Below are 19,928 nucleotides of genomic sequence, written 5' to 3'. Positions count from 1 at the left end.
TGTTGTTACGTGATGAGTATGAACACGGCGGAGCTGCCGTTCCGAACAGTGTAAATATTGCTGCCTGGCTGAATGTCGCTCAGACTTGCTTTTCTTCCGTCTTTCATGATAATCGCTTTGTCCGCATCGATCTTGTTCAGCACTTGACTGACGGTAAGCCAGCTATCGCGGGTGTTGTTCCATTCCCGCACATTCTCCACATTCATGCTGTTGCCTGTCACCGAAACCACTTTGGCCGAATTCGTCTTGAACTGATGATACGCGTCCACGCTCTGCTTAACCGCAATGCTAACGATCCGCTGATCCCTGACATACATGTACCCGTACCAATCTTTCGTGTAGTTGGCCGCACTGCTTGTATCATCAATGGCGTAATTCTGACGGTCAAACTCCTCAGGCTCAACGGAGAGGTTCTTCGTCAGATCGTAAATTCTTGTGTCCATATCATAAAATAGCTCTTGCGTGCCGCCGTGTTGAAACTCCCACTCGTGATTCTCGAGAGCAATAAAGTCTTTCAGGAACAGGCGTCCTTCAACCAACGTATCCAACGTCCCCCAGTACATGCCGTCTTGCATATGCCGCTCTTGCTCCAAACCCTCATTCTGGATCTGAATAATGTTGGCCATCGGATAAAAGCCCTGATTGGCATCCGCCGCCGAAACATAAGCGTGAGCCGCATTTCGAATGCTGTATTGATCAACCAGACGGCCGTTACGGATTAACAAAGTTCCCGGATGCACGGTGAAATGCTGACTGCCGATCAAAGTGAAGGTATCTGTATTAAAGTTCGTCTGGGAAACCCGGTCCGTGTAGATCTGTTCAAAAGCCGACTGAATCAACATCTTTGTAACCTGCTCGCGACTCATCTGCATTCGTGTTGCCATATAGACCGGCTGATCCGCATAAGTATTGATTTCCGTCCAAGGCACCTTGGTGAATCCGTTATAAGCGGATTGTTCCACATCCACATCTAATGTAAGAAGAGGTTTGAACGTCTTCCACATCCCATCGGACAATACCTCCACATGGGTGAGCGTTATCGTATTATTGAGCTTGTCAAAGTTCTGGAGCTTGCCTTTGTAGACATTGCTCAGTTCCACGGATTGAGTCTGGATTTCTAATTGCGCCAAGTTTTTGGAACGGATGTCGTTCAGTAACAGCTTGACCCGGTCTCCCGCATATAAAGCAGCTAAATCCGCACGTTTCCCATTCTTCAAAACAGCCGTACTGGACACCACTTGGTAATCCTCAATCTCGCCAAACGATCGTTGCACCCATACCCGATTTCCTTCCACCGCGGTTACGGTTCCGTTCCGGTACTTGGAAGCTTTAGGAATGACCGCTTTCTCCTGTCTGGTGAATCCTTGCAACTGCGTAAATTGTCCATCCCGCAAGGAAACTTGAACATTCATCCCTGTGCGAAACACGTTAAATGGAACGGCCACCCCGTTCACAAGCAAGCGGGTGCGCGAGCTTACAGTATAGGTTTGACGTTCCTTAGCCGTGAAAGCGACCGTGACAGACTTGCTCTTCGGATTCACCGCCGTTATCTTGCCCGGCTTCAGCTTCAGCACGGATCCCGCCGCCCCTGCATACGAGGCCATCAGCACATAGAATAGAAGCGTTAACGCCATTATGATCAGGGATTTAGTACGCATAGTTTCCTCCAAAAGACACTCTCGTTGTGGTAAATCATCAGGTTCTGACGACCTACTTCTATTGTTTATATCGTCTTCTCCCTGTGAATTGTTTAGCTTATTTTGAAATGGAAAAAAGCTCCGTCCAGATGGACGAAGCTTCTGTAATATACGTATGAGTGCAAGTTTACTTGGAATTCGTATCGGTTTCCGTCTTCATACGCAGCCGTTGCAATACGGAGAGCAGCGGTCTGCGCGAGCGATCCACAATCCCGATCACTTCCGCACCCAGTTGCAGCACGACGATGGTTGCCGCGATCACGAGAACCGTCACCCAGTTCGCAATCTGGGATACCTGAGACAGAACGACCGCCGTTGTTCCGAAGAATAACGCCACGCCGTAGATCATCAGAACGGTCTTGCGATGGCTGAAGCCCAGTTGCTGCAGGCAATGATGCAAATGACCTTTGTCCGGAGCAAAAATCGGCTTGTTATTCACCCAACGGCGAACGATCGCGAAGAATGTATCCGACAGCGGCACGCCGATGATGAACAGCGGGATAATAAACGAAACGAGGGTTGCTTGCTTAAAGCCCATGATGGATAAGGTCGCAAGACTGAAACCCAGAAACAGCGATCCGGAATCGCCCATAAAGATCTTCGCCGGATGAAAATTAAAGAACAGGAATCCAATAATGCTGCCCAGTAACAGGGAACTGATCAAGATTACCGTTCCGCCGTTGACCATGAATAGAGCAAGCACCAGGATGGTCGCCGTAGCGATGCCAGATACGCCCGCTGCCAAACCGTCGAGCCCGTCAATCAGATTGATGGCATTCGTCACACCGACGATCCAGAAAATCGTGAGCGGAATGGCAATCCAATCTTGAATCGGCATCATCGGGTCCCCGAAAGGCACGTTATAGAAATTCACTTTAATCCCAAAGCCAAAGACGACTACGCAAGCCGCAATGATCTGGCCCAACAATTTCACTTTAGCCGATAATTCGAATCTATCATCCAGCGCACCAATAATAACAATAATGGTACCGCCGGCTAGTAAGCCGTGTATTAGGTTTAAATTGTGTTTGTCCAGATGTAACCAAGGAGACAGGATAAAGTACGTTCCGGCAAAAGCTGCGAAAATCGCAAGTCCCCCAAGTCGCGGCATGATGCGCGTGTGTACTTTTCTGTGGTTAGGCCGGTCGACAGCGTTGACCTTGAACGCGAACATCTTCACGAGAGGCGTAAAGATGAAAGATAAGGCTAACGCGGCAGCAAAACCAAGCAAGTAGATGTAAGTCATGGTTTCCCCCAAATTGTCCATAATGTATACCGTCCCAAATTATACTCCCATTAACCCAGAACTTCCACCTTAATTTTCATTCATTTTTCATAAACTACATTAATTTTGGATGAGAATTCTAACCTTTTTGCACGTTTTCTTTGTCCCGCAGCACTTTTACCGCGAATTTCGGTAACGCCAGCATTCGTTTGTAACGGGTGGGTTCCTTCAATAAACGGTAGAACCATTCGAGATGAAGCTTCTGGAAAGCTGCGGGGGCGCGCTTGGTTTTCCCCGAGATGACGTCAAAGCTGCCGCCGACACCCATAATTAACGGAACGTTCAGTTCCTGCTTGTAACGAGCGATCCAAGGCTCTTGCGTGTCCGCGCCTCTCGCCACAAATAACAAATCCGGATTGGTTTCACGGATTGCGCGGATGACCTCGGCATCTTCCGAAGCGCCGAAGAAGCCGTCCCTGTATCCGACAAAGGATACTTTGGGGAACTGGGCACGCAGTCTGTCATACGTTTCCCGCACAATCTCCGGAGAAGATCCGAGCAGGTACACCTTCCAGCCTTGGGATTCTCCCACCCGAAGCAGGTGATGAAGAAGTTCAAAGCCCGGCACGCGTTCGGCCACAGGATTGCCGACATGCTTAGCCGCCCACACGACGCCCGTACCGTCCGGCACGACAAGTTCGGCGCGCTTCATCATCGCCATGTACTCAGGCGATTCCAGCGCCGACATGACCATGATCGGATTCGCCGTAATGACCTGAGTCACTTGACGGGAGAGGATCCGGTCCGTCAGGTGATTCACGGTTTGTTGCATATTCATTTTGGAAAACGGAACGCCGAAAATCGAAACCCGATCTTCCGCATTCGGAGCGGAGTTCAAATTCACTGTTACCATCCTTTAACCTATTTAACGTAAAAGCTAACAATTTGTTGCGCGGGCTTGACCGCATCGGCTTTCAGCTGACGGATCAGGTCCGATTTCGCGCGGACCCAGTCGGCCTTGCCGTCGATCAAAGAGACGGCCTCTTGCGCGAAGGCTTGCGGATCCATCCGCTCGGTCGTCGCCGCGGACTTCATCCCGAGCCGGTTCATGAAATGATCAATCTTCGGATCATATGTAATGCCCATGACCGGCACGGCTTGTCCCGCGGCATAGATCAGCGAGTGCAGACGCATGCCGATCAGCAAGTCGCAGCGGCTGACCTCGGCCAGCATCGCCTGCGGGTCTTCCGAGCCGCCGTAGAGGCTAAGCTCGATATCCGAGCCGGCGGCGGCCGTGCGCAGACGTTCCATCACGTACACCGAAGCGGCTTCGTCCGAAGGCAGATGGAACGGAAGGAAGTGAAAGCGGACCGCGCGCTCCGCCGCTGCAGCTGCAAGCCCCTGAACAAGGCGGTCGAGATCCGACCGGTCCTTGTTCCAGAACCGCACCGACACCCCGATCACGGGGCGGTCGGTTGCGGGGGCGCCTGCGGCTTCGGGCCGCGGCGACTCCGCGGCCTGCGGCAACGGCATCGCCATGACGGGATCGGGGACGACCCCGATCCCGTCCGGCGCGACGCCGATCTGCCGCAGCAGGTCGCGCGACTCGTCGTCGCGGACCGAGATGTAGCTGGCCCGGCTGAAGACGTGCCGGATCAGCGGGTAGAACGCGCGGCGGTTGACCGGGCCGATGCCCTGGGAGTAAATGAAGGTCGGCTTGCCGTACCATTGCGCGATCTTTACAATCGCGAGATAGTACGGAATCGACTTCAATCCCGTGGCATCCTGCAGCAAACTCCCGCCGCCGCTGATCAAGCCGTCGCTCTCACGCACGGCTTGTCTTACTTCGGCGAACCGCATGCGGTGAACCGCGCGGACACCGTAAAGCTTCTCGGTCAACGGCGGGTTAACCGATAACACAATCGGCTCTATGCGGACGCCTTGTCTCTCCCCTTCCTCTTCAAGTGCGAGCAGAATGGATTTCAACACGGCTTCATCGCCGCTATTGTTAAATCCGTAGTAGCCGGATATGACTAACTTTTGAACTGAGGAGCCCAACGCTTCCAACCCCTTACAAGAATTTCCCAGGCCGCAACATAAATCACACTAAGAATGATACCTATCCCGATACCCAATAGAACCCGGATCACTGAAATATGAATCGGTGAATGCAAATGCGCGAACGTATCCACCATGGACAGCTGCCCGATAACCGCAAAGATAAACAGATACATGGCGCTGCGATATTTAACACCGCGGATGGCAACATAAGCAGCCAGGATGAAAATCGGGTGTGCAAGCATGAACTCTTTGGTCCGCGGGCGCACGCCGAATGTATTCTCCAGCACCGAACGGAACAGCAATTCAATCGAAGAAGCCGAGCCTTCATTTCCCGTACGCGATAAGTAATACATTCCCGCAACACCCAGGATTCCGGCCAGGACAACCCACAATACGGTAATTTGTTTATTCAGTAAGGTACGCAACGTACTCATTAAAGAGCCTGAGGTGAACAGTACGATATAGACTGCGACCAAAGCAATCGGCGCCGCATGCAGCAGACTCACACCACGGAATTGATCCAGCACCAGCATGTATTTCGGCGCATTAAGCAAAGCGATGATAAACGGCACCGCCATTAAGGAAATGATGGCTGTTCTCAGGAATAACGTTACCGCCTTAGTCCAGCGGGACAGAACGCCTTGATCTTCTGTCATGTTCTGAATGGTGCGGACCGCTAGAATGACCGCGACGGACGGCGCCGCGATACTGACGCCCAATGCCAATGCCTTGCTAAGCAGTTCCGGCGATACAACGGTTAGTCCGGCCGCTCCAATCATTCCCACCACAAATACCGGGATGCTGAGTACAGGTAAGAACAAGGCGATGAGAAGAGTAATGAACGCAACCCCGCCTGTGATGACCAAGAGTTTCAAGTAACGCTGCCAATCGGAATGTACATAATCAAAAGGTTCGGCTGTACCGAAGGAATAACCGGCGTCCTGAATCCGAGCGAACACGCCGTTGTCGCCTTTCAAGCTCAGGTACAGGTTTTCCATAGGGTCTTTGATAACCCCTTTGTCATAATTTCTCACGACTTCCGCATTATAATACAACATCCGAATATTCCGGTCTTTGACAGCCAGTTGTTGACGGTCGGACAGGACGGATGGCGATTTCCAAGCATCGGTATCCGAGAGGGAATTCAATCGAACGACATCATAATCAATTGCATATGCTAGCTTGCTAAAGCCTTCAATCGGTTTCTTCAACATCTCGATCGCCGCGATGCCCATACCGTTCTTCTTCAAGGCTTCACCCATATAACTTAGAGTGCGTTGATCAGCCTCATTTGAGAACCCCGTTACGGATGTACCGTCGAAAATAATCCAGCGGGTCCCGTAATTGCGGTAAACCCCAAGAATATGATCGATATCTTCCTTTGTTAAGTTACTGCGACGGTCGGAGATCCGGGCAACAATGTCAAAACCCGCTTCCGAAATATTCTGCAAGGCAAACGGATCCGGATCAAAGGTTTGCATAACCGATTCTTCGAACGGCAATTGAAGCACCAGCCCTTGCTGACCCTTCCAATTCCAATCCTCAACCCCTGCTTCAATCCGTGCAAAAGCGGCCGTAATAATCGGCTTCAATTTCTCAGCCGACTCCTGATTCGCGAACAGCAAATACGTGTGGTTGCGATCTTGAGCCAAAGCGGTTCCCGTCAATGCGGCATAATCCGCTGTATTAAACAGCTGCAAGCGCCTGCTGTTTCTCAACTCACCCAAGCTGCTGTCGTAAACGGCCATGGAGGTGAATCCCGCGTCTTTCAAGTTCTTCAGATGTTCCTGAATGTAAGCTTGAGGATTCAGCTTAACAGCCGCCATATCCGCTAAATCTCTGTAATCGAACACCATCTCCACATTCTTGGAGGAACGTTCGGTCTGTACCCGTTGATAAGCGATCGGCAACGATGCCACAATCCCCAAGATCACCAGTATCCATAACACTTTCTCGAACTTATCGTTCCACCCCAGTAAGGTACGAAGCAATTCCCTCTCACTCCCGTCTAAATTGTGAAACCTCTTCGAAATCATGATTTCGAAGAGGTTTTCTATTTATCTTTATCCGTCTACACGGGACATAACCGCGGCCGTTAAGCTGCTGAGCCGAGCGGCCGCTTCCTCGCCGGTATGACCTTGTACCGCGAAATACACTTTAATTTTCGGTTCCGTACCTGAAGGACGTAAGCAAAACCATGATCCGTCCGCCAGCTTGTATTTCAAGACATTCTCTTTCGGCAGCTCATCTAAGCCCAGTTCGTAATCAAGAACTTCCGTAACCGCAATGCCTCCAATTTCGGAAGGCGCGTTATTCCGCCAGTCACTCATGATCGCGTTGATTTGCTCTACGCCGTCTTTTCCCTTGAGCGTTCTGGATTCCAGGCTTTCCAGGAAGTAACCGAATTGCTCATACAGCTCTTGCAACACGTCATAGAGTGTTTTTCCTTGTGCTTTGTAGTACGCTGCCGCCTCGCAAATCAACATCGAAGCAATGACCGCGTCTTTATCTCTCGCGTATGTACCGGCTAGGTATCCGTAGCTTTCTTCATAGCCGAACAGGAATTCATATTGTTTCGTCGCTTCGAACTCCGTCATTTTCTCGCCGATATATTTGAATCCCGTTAGCGTGTTGATGACAGAAGCACCGTGATGCTGAGCAATAGTCGCTCCCATCTCACTGGTGACGATCGTCTTGATGACAACACCGTTCGCCGGCATTTCATTGCGTTCTTTCAATGAATTCAGCAAGTAGTGGACCATAATCGCTCCCGATTGATTACCGGATAATACGAAGTATTCCCCCTTCGGGTTCTTCACCACAGCGCCCATCCGGTCACAGTCCGGGTCTGTGCCGATAATAATGTCGGCATCCACCTTCTCCGCCAGTTGAATCGCCAGCGTGAAAGCTTCGCGCTCTTCCGGATTCGGCGATTTGACGGTGCTGAAATTGCCGTCAGGCCGCTCTTGCTCAGCTACCACATGCACGTTCTTAAAGCCGATTTCGCTAAGCGCGGCACGTACCGATTCATTGCCTGCTCCGTGTAACGGAGAGAACACGATGGAGAAATCGGATCCCATACGTTGTTGGATTAACTCTTTATTCCGGCTGACCGCTGTAATCGTATCAATGTAACGTTTGTCCACATCAGCGCCGATCCAAACCAGCAAGCCTTGGCTCTCCGCTTCTTCGCGAGTAAGCTTTGCGATGCGGTTCAGGGAATCAATGCTGTTAATTCGGGAAATAACCTGTTCCGCGAATTCAGGTACCAATTGGCATCCGTCTTCGCCATAGACCTTGTAGCCGTTATATTCAGGAGGGTTATGACTTGCCGTAACCACGATACCGGCGGAAGCTTTCAGTTCCCGCACGGCAAACGATAATTCCGGTGTCGGTCTCAAGGATTCAAACACATAGGTCTTCACGCCGTTACCGGCCAGAACCAAGGCTGCTTCCAAAGAGAATTCGGGTGAGAATTTTCTGGAATCGTATGCAATGACCGCCGAGGCACCGTCAGGGTGACGTTCGGTTAAGTATTCGGCAAAGCCTTGTGTCGCGCGTCCGACAGTATAGACGTTCATGCGGTTCGTTCCGGCTCCCACCACACCGCGAAGGCCGCCGGTACCGAATGCCAGATCTTTGTAGAAGCGGTCCTCCACTTCCTTGTCCTGTCCTTCAATGGAGCGAAGTTCCTCTTTGGTCGTCTCATCGATAAGTTCATCTTGCAACCATTGCGTGAAAATTTCTGAAGCCTTACGAGTCGTTTGAGTCATGAAGGTTCCTCTCTTCCATTGTCTCTATTTTTTTTGGGATCAACCAGGGCAAACATGAGCTCTCCTTCGGCCACAACGGTATCGCCGACCTTGGCGATGCCTTGCGCCTTGCCGATCGGCCCTTTCAGACGGGTCATCGTAACTTCAAGGATCAGCGTATCCCCGGGCACAACCTGCCCGCGCCAACGGAAATTGTCCACGCCCGCGAACATGCCCAGTTTGCCTCGGTTCTCTTCTAGTTTAAGTATAGCCACGGCGCCGACTTGCGCCAGAGCCTCCAGGATTAGTACCCCGGGCATAACCGGATAATTCGGGAAGTGCCCCTCAAAGAAGGGTTCGTTCATCGTTACATTTTTGAGACCTACGGCCCGTTTGCCGTCTTCCACTTCAAGAATTCGGTCAATTAATAAAAATGGATAGCGGTGAGGAATAATTTCTTGAATCTGTTTAATATCAAGCATCGTCATGGCCATTACCTCTCATTCGGGCGTAAGCTGATGCCCACCGCCAATTTGTTTGCATAATTTTCTCAGCTTGTTGAAAACTACATATGTCCTTCATGGCCTGCAGCAGTGAAGGTTCATATAAGAGAGTTTATTCACGGTGAGACACGCGTGGATAAACTCTTTTTTCACAATCGAATCCATACTCGTCCCATCCATTATACATCGACCCACGTCATAAATAAAACTCCCCTAAGGGAGTTATGTTGCTTTGAATACCAGATCAAACACATGCCGCCATGTGTTCCACTGCAAAGCTTCGGACATAGGCTGTCCTCCGATATAGACAAAGCCGGCCAATAAACCTGTCAGGAGTGCGAGCACACCCAGAACAGGGACTAGCAGGAAACGTGAAATACGCAGTACCACACGCAACCACTTGGGCTTACCCGACTTCGATTGGTTCTGTTGGTCATTCATAGGTATCGCCCTCACTTCTCTTCATTAACCGCGAAGATTGTTCGCTAAACCCGCCATCGAATCGCTTGAGCTTAAAGCCCGCGAATTCAATTGAAATGCCCGTTGCACAACCATTAATTCACTCATCTCGTCCGCCAAGTCCACATTCGATTGCTCCAGGAAGCCTTGACGGATCGCAGGTTGTCCGGGTCTTGGGTTGTTGGCGTTCAGCACTAGCGGGGTTACGGCACTCGCCGCGGCGCCGTCCTTCAGACCGTACAGATTGTTGCCGATGTTCTGCAGCATCTCCGGCTGTGTGGCCTGAACCAGCTGAATTCGCCCGGCAGCCACAGGTCTTGCGCCTGGGATGTTCAAATTGGTAGTTGTAATATTTCCTTCGGCATCAACCGCAAAGCCATGACCTTCCGGTATTCGGATGGGCTGAACTCTGCCTGCCTGCACACCCATTACCATATATCCGTCTTGCGTACTCAGAAAGCTTCCGGGCTGATTCGGCAACGTCGTCAGTTGAAAATTGCCGCCGCGGGTATACGCAGTGCGTAAAGCCGCTGTCCCGTTCTCATCCGTCTCGGCCACACCGACCTCAAACAAGGCATCCCCTTGGATGGCAAAGTCCAGAGGGCTTCCCGATTCTTTCAAAGGTCCTTGCGTATAGTTCGTCTGGATGTTCGCAAGATAAGAGCCCCATCCTTGAGTGTATCCTAATGGAGATAACCTGCCCGGAGCGTTGAATTTAGGCTGTTGTTGTATCGTATTCGTCAGGACATCCTGAAAGGATGCTTCCTGTTTCTTATATCCTACTGTATTTACATTCGCAATGTTATTCGCCATCAAATCCAGCTTCTGTTGCAGACCCTGCATGGAAATCCCGGCTGTGATCATCGATCGGTTCATCTTATGTCCTCCTGCTTCACTCTAGCTTAGACGCGGCCGATTTCCGTGACGGCCTTCTCCATGCTGCGATCGTAATACTGAATCATCTTCTGATTGGCTTCATAAGCGCGTTGCGCTGTCATCAGGTCAACCATCGCCGTGGCGGCGTCCACATTCGAGCGCTCCACAAAGCCTTGACGAAGCTGGACTTGATCCCCTTGGGCGAGAGCCGCCGCCTGCGCATCACCTGTTAAACGGAAGTTTCCATCGCCTTCGCGCACCAAGTCATACGGGTTCTCAACTCGCGAAATCAACAGTTGCTGCGCAAAGGCATCTCCTGTACGAGCATCCGCGAATTGACCGTTCTCCATCACTCTGTAATCCGTTAACGGACGATCCAGTTGAATCGGCTGACCGTTCGCTCCAAGCACACGGGAGCCGTCTGTGGTCAGAAGCTCGCCGCCGTTGCCGACAACAAACTTCCCGTTACGCGTATACCTAAGTTCGCCATCGGCATTCTGCACGGTGAAGTAAGCCTGCGGCTGGTATGAAACTTGTCCGTCCGGACTTACAAATTTACCTCCGGCGTCAAAGTTCATGCCGTCTACCTGTATATTTGAAACGAGCGCGAAATCACCCGCATTCCTGGTTTCTTGTAAATCCCCTTGCAAGTGCAGCGTGACAGGCTCTTCCGCCAATACGCCGCTATTCAGGCGACCGATCTTGGGCGATGCCGGATTCGCATCTCCGCCGGTAAGAGCAATCAACATCTCAGGGAAAGACCGGTTCACGGCTTGATCCTGTTTAAATCCGGGTGTATTCACATTAGCTATATTATTCGTAACCGTATCATGCCTGCGTTGCTGTGCGATCATACCCGCGGCCGCGGTGTAAAGTCCTCTTAACATGAAAGATACCTCCTTAAGCGAAACCAAGACCGGGTTTCCCCGATCCTCGTATATCTTTATCTATAATATCGGTATGCCTTCTGACAAAGTTTAGCTGAGTTTACGCTTGCTCATCTTGTCGAGGTTATCAAGCATAACGCCGGTCCCCTTGACCACGCAATGCATCGGATCCTCGGCAATCAGCACAGGCACCCGGAGCTCGTCCGACATTAATTGATCCAGGCCGTGCAACAGCGCGCCTCCGCCTGTTACAATGACGCCACGATCGATAATATCCGCTGACAGCTCCGGCGGTGTGCGTTCAAGAACGGATTTCGCGGCTGCGACAATCATCGCCACCGGGTCGGACAACGCCTCGCGGATCTCGCCGGAGTGGATCGTAACCGTGATGGGCAATCCCGTCACCATGTCCCTTCCCCGAATATCCATCTGATTCTCTTGTCCGCTGCCGTATACAGAGCCGATCCGGATTTTGATTTCTTCCGAAGTCCGCTCACCGATCAACAATTTATATTTATTCTTGATATATCTTGTAATGGCCGCGTCGAACTTGTCCCCCGCCACTTTAATAGAAGAGGAGGTGACGACGTCGCCCATGGATAACACGGCTACATCCGTCGTTCCTCCGCCAATATCCACCACCATATTGCCGCTCGGCTGGAAGATGTCCATGCCGGCCCCGATGGCCGCCGCTTTAGGCTCTTCTTCCATGAACACTTCCCTTGCGCCGCTTCGTTCCGCGGCCTCGCGAATCGCCTTCTGCTCAACCGATGTAATATCCGTCGGGGCGCAGATCAGAATGCGCGGATGGCTGTACCACCGCTTCCCGCCAACCCGGTTAATGAAATGCTTAAGCATCATTTCCGTAATTTCGAAATCGGCAATGACGCCGTCCCGAAGCGGACGGATCGCCACAATGTTGCCGGGCGTACGGCCCACCATACGGCGGGCTTCGTCACCAACGGCGAGCACGCGTTTCGTATCGCTTTCAATGGCGACTACGGACGGTTCATCCAACACGACACCTTTGCCTTTAACATGAATTAAAACATTAGCCGTTCCCAGATCAATCCCGATGTCTTTGCTGAACATACCGCTTGTAATCCTCCCTAATTCCCTCAAAAAGAGACCCGTGGTGCTGAATATATAATTATAGGTCTATTCGCTGTAAAAGTTAAAAATCCTTTAATTTAAATTTAACTTTTTCATGAAAAATCATGCAGGGCGCGGGAAAACTATACCAATTCAAGGGGTTATGTCCGGGCAAATACCGCCTCTTTCTTCTTTGGTGTCGTCTTCTTATACTTGATTTTGGTGGCTTCGCCGCCGCGAAGATGACGTATGGATTTGTGATATTCGAGGATGGTCTTGACCTGGTTAGCCAGATCCGGGTTGATTTCCGGGAGTCTTTCCGTCAGGTCTTTGTGAACCGTGCTCTTGGAAACCCCAAATTCTTTCGCAATCGTTCGAACCGTGTTCTTCGTTTCCACAATACAACGACCGATCTTAATGGTCCGTTCCTTGATGTAATCGTGCACGCCCCTCGCCTCCCTAACTCGAAGATAGATTGGTACATTATATGAGGGGCATAACGTTATATTCTTTGTTTCCAAGCCTGACAAGCCTTTTTACAGCGAATTATTTTTGGGACGAGCGGCCTTAGCAGCATTTATCGGGGTCAAAAAAAAGCAGACCGGCCCTTGGCCTGCCTGCTTCTAACCTATATTTCACCGGTTATTTCGCGGGAAATATTATTGATCTTCGTTTTCCTGTTTGGCTTCAAACAAAGTGTCCGGATTCACGGCTTTATCGTTCTCGCGCACTTCGAAATGGACATGAACGCCTAGGTCCTTCTCCAGTTCATTGCGTCCCGCCTTGGCGATGACATCGCCCTTTTTCACTTGTTGTTCCGCTTTAACGGTTACGTCCGACAAACTTTGGTAAACGGTTTTCAAGCCGCCTTCCGACGTAATTTCAACCAAGTGACCTAACAACGGGTGTTTCTCGGAGCGAGTCACTTTACCTGTCAGCGCAGCCAGCACATCAAACGGTTTGTCGTCTGCCGCGGAGTAATCTACGCCCATATGTAACGTGTACGTATCATCGTACTCTACTACGGCCGCTTGCTTTACTTCAGCTGAAGCATCTTGTTCATAGAAAGGCTTCTTAACTTCCAGCGCTGTCGGATCTGCGACAGGATACCCTAACGGTTCAGCCACGGCGGTTACGGGAACAGCATTGCCTTCTTCGTCAATCTTTCCTTCCGTCTGTGTAATCCCCAGGTCGTCTTTCGTAAGAGACTTGTTGTCTCCGCCCTGGTAGACCCACATTAACGTTAGAATAATTGCCGCCGCTGCCATGTACGTCGCTGGGAATATCCATTTCTTTGCCGCTAGCTTGTTCCATCTTGAAGCTTGTACTACGGCTCCTTCGTTGGTTTTAGGAGCTTCGTCTTGCAGTAAATCTTTGTTTTTGTCATTGTTCATTTCTATCACCTCAACAACCATTGTTGCCACGAGAATCTCTTTTATACGTGAGGTGATAGAATTTTTATTGAAATTCATAGAGACCTGATTTCAACCCCGCTGTAATAGGTTGTTAGGATCTCATTCGCACTTTTCCCCATTTTGGCCAAGCCGTTCGCACCCCATTGACTCATCCCCACGCCGTGACCATATCCGAATGTGGTGATTTCAATCTGAGTTCCTTTGATGGTCCAGATGAATTGAGAGGATCGCAAATCCAGTTTCTCTCGCACTTCCTTGCCTGTGAGAATCTGACTACCGATGCGAATTTTCGCGATGCGGCGACCTTCTGTCCGCTCTAACACTCTAATGAATGGACTCTTGGTGCTGAGTGCAGATACATTCCCTATACCCAGTTTGCGCAAAAAGGTTCGGTAATCCATCACGACTGTTTCTTTATATTTGGGAGAAATCGCTGTATCCCAGGGGCTCGGGACGCTCTTCAGGTAGGCCACCGGAGCGCCCCAATAATCCTCCGCATTCTCGGTATAACCGTTGCTTGTAGAAAAGTACAGAGCATGTATGGGCTGCCCCTTGTAGAGGATGATCTCCCCTGCCGTTTCCTCTACGGCTTGTCGAATTTTCTCTTGATTGCGTTCATAGGCAAGTCCCCATTGCCGGCGGAGATCTTCATCTGTTTTGTAGGCTTGATGATTGACCTTATCGGTCACGATCGCCTCTTTCACAGGTACGCCTGAATGATCCCCCGCTCTTACCCTTCTTACAATATAAGTGCGGGCGGCGATCGCCTGAGCTTTCAAAGCTTCCATTTCAAAAGCAACCGGCATCTCCGCGGCAACCACGCCCTCGATGTATGTCTCTAGCGGAAGTTCGGCGATTTTTTTTTGCTCGGTGAGATAGACAGGGACTGTGGGTTCAAGTGTAGTCGGTTTCGCCGTCTTAGGTACATTCGTCGTCTGATTCGATGTGGTTCCAGAGGGTTCCAGCCTCTCTTGTTGCTGTACTAGAATCCAAGGCAGCCCAACGATTACGGTCATCCCGGAAGCGAGCCACACGGCGGCCAACAGGGCAAGCTTGTACTTTCGCAAGGAAAACGCGGTCCGGGGACGAAAGCCTTGGGCGTAAGTTGATCGTTTGTAAAGTCTATTCTTCATCCATGATCCTCCGTGGCGCAGCGGCGCAGACTATCAGATTTAAGAGTTGTACCTTAACTTATGATAGAATCGCTGAAGAAATGACCTCTTCACGGAGATTGTCCAAAAAATCTAATTTATATAGCCATAGTTTTTGCCACAAAAGTTTAACGAACTCAGATGACGCTAAACGATCAATTTTCGTAACGTTTCAGTTGTAAGGAACTGAGGAGGTGCTATTGTGTCAAAAAGCCGAGAGAATTCAAGTAATGTAGTTAAATAGAGTGTCTGGGGTTCGTTAAAGTGGCAGTGAATCGTTATTAGTCTAAATAAGGCCTCTGGAGTTCCTTACAGGACCTGAGGTATAGAATCCGCTTATGGAAACTTCACTTTCGAGGAATAGAGAAAAACCGGTCCCCAAGGGACCGGCTGAATAAATTCGTATTATGCTAAAGAAGATTGAACTTCAGCGTACATCGGTGCTTCTTCTTGATAGTTCCGTTCCGGTTCAATCCGGTTTACGTCCGCGCCAAGTTGCTTGAACTTGTAGGCCAGGTTCACGTAGCCCCGGTCAATATGATGCGTGCCGCCAACTTCGGTTTCGCCGTCCGCTACAAGACCCGCAAGGATCAAGGCCGCGCCGGCGCGCAAGTCGGTTGCCACCACTTTGGCTCCGACCAGTTTCGTGCCTCCGCTGACAATCGCGGTTCTGCCGTCCACTTTGATGGATCCGCGCATATTCTCGAACTCAGGCACGTGCATGTACCGGTTCTCGAATACCGTCTCCGTCATAATGCTGGTTCCTTCGGATACCATAAGCAACGCCATCATCTGGGATTGCATATCCGTCGGGAAGCCCGGGTACGGAAGAGTCTTAACGTCTACCGCGCGCAACGGACGATCTGCTAACACCCGAATCCCATTCTCATCCGGAATGACCGTTACTCCCATTTCTTCCATCTTGGCAATGACAGGTGTCAGGTGATCGGCAATTGCGCCTTCCACGTAGATATCTCCGCCTGTGATGGCTCCGGCGATCATATACGTTCCCGCTTCGACACGGTCCGGAATGACGGTGTGGTTCGCGCCGCGAAGCTTCTCGACACCTTCGATCCGGATCACGCCTGTTCCTGCTCCGCGTACGACAGCGCCCATCGCATTGAGGTAATTCGCCAGATCCACAATTTCCGGTTCTTTAGCGGCATTCTCAATAGTCGTAGTGCCTTGAGCCAATGTAGCGGCCATCATAATATTCTGGGTCGCTCCGACACTCGCGAAATCCAGATAAATCTTAGCGCCTTTCAAGCGGCCGTTGACTTTGGCTTCAATGTAACCTTGACCCAGACCGATTTCGGCACCCAGCGCTTCAAAACCCTTCAAATGCTGGTCAATCGGTCTTGTGCCGATCGCGCATCCGCCAGGCAAAGCGATTCTTGCATGTCCTTGACGGGCAAGGAGAGGACCCATGACTAAGAATGAGGCTCTCATTTTGCGAACAAGCTCATAAGAAGCTTCTGTCTTTATTTCACGATTGGCATGAACGCGAATCGTTTCATTGGCATATTCAATTGTGATTCCTAACGTTTCAAGTAACTGATTAATTGTCAATACATCGTCAAGTGGGGGGGCATCGTGGATAACGCTGACTCCCTCTTCTCCTAAGATCGAGGCAGCAATGATCGGAAGTACGGAGTTCTTGGCTCCACTTACTTTAACGGTTCCGGTCAGACGTTTTCCGCCGCGGACGATAAATTTACTCATGCTTGGTTCCCTCCGCGCATATTCTGATGAAATATGTCTAATTTTGTAGTCATAACTTAAGCTCCACTCTCGAGTGTACCTCGCTTCAGGCCCGCGTACAAGCGTTATATTGTGGCAATCCCATGACAGTCACTCTAATAACGTTCGTAAGCCGACCCCCGTTTGGTACGGTTGTTATTCATTGTTCGCATTACGAAGAAGGCTTATTCCATATTCTGTCGTCAAATTGCGATATATTTCATCATTCTCGCCCAGATCACATAGTCAAAAATAAACTTAGCCACCTGATAGCCGATGACGACGGACAGAAATACGTGCAACACTTTTCCTTGCGGACTGCGGGGTTCCCGCATCAATACATCAAACCGAAACTTCTGCAGCGACCACCATGCCAAAATAATACATACCAACACAACCGTGATATTGATTACGCCGCTCAACCCAATTGATGATACCAGAGTTGTTGGTGTTGAAGGATCCATTCTATTTCACACTCCTGCCGTAGACTTTGTGAATATTATCTCATAAATCAACGGAGGTGCGAAACGTTTGAATCTAATCACCCTAAATTATGGTCTCCATCATCCGGTCAAGGACTAAGGACCTTCGTGAGAAGGAGTGGTGGTGCCTTTTTCCATTCTAATTTTAAACCGGACTATGGCATCTGAATCAGGCAAGAAATAATCAATGGGACTATTTGTCCCATCTTTGTCTATTTCCCGGGGAATCTGTCGAATGAAAACTCCCCTTGAAAATGATAAGATGCTTTCCGCTTCATGGAAAGGAGTCAAAAGTCCCATTTCTTGCATTTTTTCAGTAAAATGTGAAAGAGCAGAACCTTTTTGGCCTGCTCTTCTGGATATATTGGTTTACATCGCATGGTTTTTGTTATAATTCCAGCAAACGTTCCTCTATTCGATCTTGCCAAACCTTGGCCAAACCATTAGAACAGAGAAGCCTTTGCATGGAATCCGCATTCTTCTTCTCATGAAAAAAGATTCGATTCGCCTCCAACACGGAACAGGCATTCGGATTCCTCTCCAAAAGTGTTACCCGGGATTCCAAAGTAATCTCCCCTTCGCTCAGCACCCTCATAAAGTATCCCGTCCAGCCGGTTTCCGCGAATCGCAAATGCAAGTTAGGCATCTCATTGTATTTGGATATCGTGTCACAAGGAACCCGTCCCTGCGTCACTTGCAGCATAGTGTTGCCGATCTGGTACACATCTCCGATACAGACATCCGATTCAAGCATTCCCTCGGTTAGCAGGTTCTCGCCGACGCCCGGTGCCTGCATCTGCTTTCCATACTCCGCTTCCCATGTTCCGTAATGCTCCCGGGAATAGAAACATACTACACGGTCTGGCCCTCCATGATAGGCGGTAAGCGCTACCCCGTCACCTTGAATCGTTTCTTTGGTTACTTGCAGCCGGGATGTTGTTTGCTTAGAGATCCCGGAGTGTAACTCCGTTGTCTTTGTATGGGTAATACGGGGTCCTCCCGCATATAGGGCGATTATTTTCATGTAGCTCACCTCGTACTTAAGTACTGATTTTGAACAATAGATCCGAGCTTATACTGAATAGCTGACGGATACCGTCTATAATCCGCCCTGGAAAAAAGCCCAGTATAACCGAGCCCGCGGCGCAGAACCAAATCGTGAGCCGCAGCGGCATAGCCATAATCAGCACGGCTTCCGGCCCGGAACGCATGAACATTTGGCGAATGATGCCGAAATAGTAATAGTATGAAATTACACTGGTCAGGATCATCACGGCACCGAGCCAGTACTGATGTGTCGACATGGTGCCAAGCAGGATATAGAGTTTACCCATAAAACCGCCCGTGAGAGGTAATCCGGCCAAAGACAATACCAAGGCCACCATTGCCAATGCGGTTGAAGGGGCACGGTAGTACAGTCCAGCAAAGCCGCTGAGCTCTTCATGTCCCGAGGCTTTATTCACTGCTGTTATCACAGCGAAGGCTCCGATATTCATCAGCGCATACGCAATCAGATAATACATACCTTCAGAGAAAACATCGAAATGAACGATCGTAAACGGCAAACTGATCGGCACAAGCAAATACCCGCTGTTCGCAATGCCTGAGAAGGCCAACAGCCTCTTCGTATTGCGCTGTCTCAAAGCCAGTGTGTTCCCGAAGATCATCGCGGCAGCCGCAAGTACAGACAGCGCCAGAAAAACATCGTCATGAAACAGCACCGCCTCGGAACCCACACCATAGAAAACATTATAGATTAATCGGTAAAGCAACGCGATGCCCGCCCCCTTGGAGACGACCGCCAGAAACGCGGCAACAGGAATCGGCGCTCCCTGGTACACATCGGCGGCCCAAGTGTGGAACGGGGCCGCGGCGATTTTGAAAGCAATCCCGACCAACATGAGAAAGAAGCTGATATAAATCAACAAATCAAATTGTTCAAAGCCCGCCATCAAGCCTTGTCTTAGCAGAGCGAGATCCGTTGTCCCCGTCATTCCGTACAGAAAGGACATCCCATACAGCAAGAATGCCGAGGAAATCCCGCTTAGTACAACGTATTTAAACGCGCCCTCCGTTGATTGCATGCGGCTCTTACGAATGCCGACCAGAATATATGTCGTAACACTCATCAACTCCAACCCGATGAATAGCGTAATCAAGTCGCCGGAGGAAGCAACAACCATCGCACCCAGGGTGGCCGGAAGAAACAGATAATACATTTCCGCTTGCTGCGGAATTTCCTCATCGGAAACCGAACCCAGACTCATGAACACAATCAGTGCGGCAGAGCTCAGGAAAATTATTTTGAACAAGTTGGCAAAATCATCGATACGGTACGTATTCCGAATGAACGTAATCGGTTCGCTTGCGCCCCATCCCAGATCGCGGACAACAAACCCGGCCGCGGTAATGAGTGCCGCCACCGTCAACCAGCCGATGATCGACCGGTGCACGGATTTGGGAAGGAGTAAGTCCAGCACAATAAGAACAAACATCATGATAACAATAACCAATTCGGGCACTAAGTACTGCATGTTAGTCAGGTCGGTGAATGATAAGTTCGGAACAGACTGCAGCGTATCCACTTT

Annotated in this window: 18 protein-coding genes; all 18 read right to left on the bottom strand. The window is 50.3% G+C overall.

From position 1 onward, the window contains the following. Nucleotides 1-5 precede the first annotated feature (5 nt). On the bottom strand, nt 6-1,658 hold the full coding sequence (locus tag SY83_RS10855; protein WP_068606405.1) for a hypothetical protein: 1,653 nt from the start codon (nt 1,656-1,658) through the stop codon (nt 6-8). Nucleotides 1,659-1,824: 166 nt separating this feature from the next. After that, nucleotides 1,825-2,943: an MraY family glycosyltransferase gene (locus tag SY83_RS10850; RefSeq protein WP_068606403.1), complete on the bottom strand. Its 1,119-nt coding sequence runs from the start codon at nt 2,941-2,943 to the stop codon at nt 1,825-1,827. Nucleotides 2,944-3,061: 118 nt separating this feature from the next. Next, nucleotides 3,062-3,760, bottom strand: a complete 699-nt coding sequence (locus SY83_RS10845; protein ID WP_407944629.1) for a WecB/TagA/CpsF family glycosyltransferase — start codon at nt 3,758-3,760, stop codon at nt 3,062-3,064. Between the two features lie 83 nt (nt 3,761-3,843). Further along, nucleotides 3,844-4,989 carry a polysaccharide pyruvyl transferase CsaB gene (gene csaB / locus SY83_RS10840; protein ID WP_331710002.1) on the bottom strand — a complete coding sequence of 382 codons (1,146 nt, stop codon included), beginning with the start codon at nt 4,987-4,989 and terminating at the stop codon, nt 3,844-3,846. Further along, nucleotides 4,956-6,974 (bottom strand): DUF5693 family protein, encoded by a 2,019-nt coding sequence (locus SY83_RS10835; RefSeq protein WP_068606398.1) that lies wholly within the window; start codon nt 6,972-6,974, stop codon nt 4,956-4,958. The genes csaB and SY83_RS10835 overlap by 34 nt, the downstream gene beginning before the upstream one ends. Nucleotides 6,975-7,046: 72 nt before the next feature. Beyond that, complete coding sequence (locus SY83_RS10830; RefSeq protein WP_068606396.1) at nt 7,047-8,756, bottom strand: phospho-sugar mutase; 1,710 nt, start codon at nt 8,754-8,756, stop codon at nt 7,047-7,049. Continuing rightward, nucleotides 8,753-9,217 (bottom strand): 3-hydroxyacyl-ACP dehydratase FabZ, encoded by a 465-nt coding sequence (gene fabZ, locus SY83_RS10825; protein WP_068611049.1) that lies wholly within the window; start codon nt 9,215-9,217, stop codon nt 8,753-8,755. Before fabZ ends, SY83_RS10830 begins: the two co-directional genes overlap by 4 nt. A gap of 243 nt (nt 9,218-9,460) precedes the next feature. Further along, nucleotides 9,461-9,679 (bottom strand): DNA-directed RNA polymerase subunit beta, encoded by a 219-nt coding sequence (locus SY83_RS10820; RefSeq protein WP_068606394.1) that lies wholly within the window; start codon nt 9,677-9,679, stop codon nt 9,461-9,463. Nucleotides 9,680-9,703: 24 nt separating this feature from the next. Beyond that, on the bottom strand, nt 9,704-10,573 hold the full coding sequence (locus SY83_RS10815; protein WP_068606392.1) for a flagellar hook-basal body protein: 870 nt from the start codon (nt 10,571-10,573) through the stop codon (nt 9,704-9,706). A 26-nt stretch (nt 10,574-10,599) separates the two neighbouring features. After that, nucleotides 10,600-11,460 carry a flagellar hook-basal body protein gene (locus tag SY83_RS10810; protein WP_068606390.1) on the bottom strand — a complete coding sequence of 287 codons (861 nt, stop codon included), beginning with the start codon at nt 11,458-11,460 and terminating at the stop codon, nt 10,600-10,602. Between the two features lie 90 nt (nt 11,461-11,550). Beyond that, nucleotides 11,551-12,552: a rod shape-determining protein gene (mreB, locus tag SY83_RS10805; protein ID WP_068606388.1), complete on the bottom strand. Its 1,002-nt coding sequence runs from the start codon at nt 12,550-12,552 to the stop codon at nt 11,551-11,553. A gap of 161 nt (nt 12,553-12,713) precedes the next feature. Next, on the bottom strand, nt 12,714-12,998 hold the full coding sequence (spoIIID, locus tag SY83_RS10800) for a sporulation transcriptional regulator SpoIIID (RefSeq protein WP_068606386.1): 285 nt from the start codon (nt 12,996-12,998) through the stop codon (nt 12,714-12,716). Between the two features lie 213 nt (nt 12,999-13,211). Then, nucleotides 13,212-13,946, bottom strand: coding sequence for a M23 family metallopeptidase (locus SY83_RS10795; protein WP_068611048.1), 735 nt, complete (start codon nt 13,944-13,946; stop codon nt 13,212-13,214). 74 nt (nt 13,947-14,020) lie between these two features. Continuing rightward, on the bottom strand, nt 14,021-15,100 hold the full coding sequence (gene spoIID, locus SY83_RS10790; RefSeq protein WP_068606384.1) for a stage II sporulation protein D: 1,080 nt from the start codon (nt 15,098-15,100) through the stop codon (nt 14,021-14,023). Between the two features lie 423 nt (nt 15,101-15,523). After that, entirely contained in the window at nt 15,524-16,840 is a 1,317-nt protein-coding gene (gene murA / locus SY83_RS10785; RefSeq protein ID WP_068606381.1) for a UDP-N-acetylglucosamine 1-carboxyvinyltransferase, read from the bottom strand. A 221-nt stretch (nt 16,841-17,061) separates the two neighbouring features. Continuing rightward, nucleotides 17,062-17,322: a DUF1146 family protein gene (locus SY83_RS10780; protein ID WP_068606379.1), complete on the bottom strand. Its 261-nt coding sequence runs from the start codon at nt 17,320-17,322 to the stop codon at nt 17,062-17,064. Between the two features lie 406 nt (nt 17,323-17,728). After that, the gene (locus SY83_RS10775; protein ID WP_068606377.1) at nt 17,729-18,364 is read right to left on the bottom strand and encodes an MOSC domain-containing protein; all 636 of its coding nucleotides are present in this window, start codon (nt 18,362-18,364) and stop codon (nt 17,729-17,731) included. Nucleotides 18,365-18,380: 16 nt separating this feature from the next. Next, complete coding sequence (locus SY83_RS10770) at nt 18,381-19,925, bottom strand: NADH-quinone oxidoreductase subunit N (protein WP_407944618.1); 1,545 nt, start codon at nt 19,923-19,925, stop codon at nt 18,381-18,383. Nucleotides 19,926-19,928: the final 3 nt, after the last annotated feature.

The sequence above is a fragment of the Paenibacillus swuensis genome, from assembly GCF_001644605.1.
In the GTDB taxonomy this organism is placed as follows: Bacteria; Bacillota; Bacilli; order Paenibacillales; family DY6; genus Paenibacillus_N; species Paenibacillus_N swuensis.
This window is presented reverse-complemented; position numbering and strand designations above follow the sequence as displayed.

Bases quoted from the DNA above. Each gene is read 5' to 3' on its own strand.
- SY83_RS10855 (WP_068606405.1), bottom strand. From the start codon at position 1,658: ATGCGTACTAAATCCCTGATCATAATGGCGTTAACGCTTCTATTCTAT.
- SY83_RS10850 (WP_068606403.1), bottom strand. From the start codon at position 2,943: ATGACTTACATCTACTTGCTTGGTTTTGCTGCCGCGTTAGCCTTATCT.
- SY83_RS10845 (WP_407944629.1), bottom strand. From the start codon at position 3,760: ATGAATATGCAACAAACCGTGAATCACCTGACGGACCGGATCCTCTCC.
- SY83_RS10830 (WP_068606396.1), bottom strand. From the start codon at position 8,756: ATGACTCAAACGACTCGTAAGGCTTCAGAAATTTTCACGCAATGGTTG.
- fabZ (WP_068611049.1), bottom strand. From the start codon at position 9,217: ATGCTTGATATTAAACAGATTCAAGAAATTATTCCTCACCGCTATCCA.
- SY83_RS10820 (WP_068606394.1), bottom strand. From the start codon at position 9,679: ATGAATGACCAACAGAACCAATCGAAGTCGGGTAAGCCCAAGTGGTTG.
- SY83_RS10815 (WP_068606392.1), bottom strand. From the start codon at position 10,573: ATGAACCGATCGATGATCACAGCCGGGATTTCCATGCAGGGTCTGCAA.
- SY83_RS10810 (WP_068606390.1), bottom strand. From the start codon at position 11,460: ATGTTAAGAGGACTTTACACCGCGGCCGCGGGTATGATCGCACAGCAA.
- mreB (WP_068606388.1), bottom strand. From the start codon at position 12,552: ATGTTCAGCAAAGACATCGGGATTGATCTGGGAACGGCTAATGTTTTA.
- SY83_RS10795 (WP_068611048.1), bottom strand. From the start codon at position 13,946: ATGAACAATGACAAAAACAAAGATTTACTGCAAGACGAAGCTCCTAAA.
- spoIID (WP_068606384.1), bottom strand. From the start codon at position 15,100: ATGAAGAATAGACTTTACAAACGATCAACTTACGCCCAAGGCTTTCGT.
- murA (WP_068606381.1), bottom strand. From the start codon at position 16,840: ATGAGTAAATTTATCGTCCGCGGCGGAAAACGTCTGACCGGAACCGTT.
- SY83_RS10780 (WP_068606379.1), bottom strand. From the start codon at position 17,322: ATGGATCCTTCAACACCAACAACTCTGGTATCATCAATTGGGTTGAGC.
- SY83_RS10775 (WP_068606377.1), bottom strand. From the start codon at position 18,364: ATGAAAATAATCGCCCTATATGCGGGAGGACCCCGTATTACCCATACA.